Source organism: Mesorhizobium sp. M1A.T.Ca.IN.004.03.1.1 (genome assembly GCF_003997555.1).
GTDB lineage: Bacteria > Pseudomonadota > Alphaproteobacteria > Rhizobiales > Rhizobiaceae > Mesorhizobium.
The window spans coordinates 1-305 of the sequence record NZ_RZTV01000152.1 but is presented as its reverse complement, the minus strand read 5'-3'; the positions used below and the strand labels follow the sequence as shown (position 1 = coordinate 305).

Sequence of the window (305 nt, the reverse complement as noted above, 5' to 3'; positions counted from 1 at the left end):
GATACCGAGTTCGTGCTGAGCGGCGGCAACTTCATGGTGATGCTTTTCGACGACGACGCCCATCTCGGACAGCACCGTCAGCATTTCCGATCGCATGTCCTGGGCGCTGTCGACCGGGGGAACCGGGAAATAGCCGCCCTTGACGCGCGGGCGATGGCCGAGGTTGCCGGTTTCGTAATCGGTGTCGTCGTTCGACGGCAGTTCCGTCGAATCGAGCTTGAAGCCGGTATTGTAAGGATCGGCCTTGTACTTGACGTCGTCGAAGACGAAGAACTCGGCTTCCGGGCCGACGAAGATCGTGTCGC

At 60.3% G+C, this 305-nt stretch carries 1 pseudogene; it reads right to left on the bottom strand.

The features are described 5' to 3' along the window. Positions 1–305 (bottom strand): annotated as a pseudogene (gene glnA / locus EOD29_RS31110) (glutamine synthetase); the annotation flags it as partial.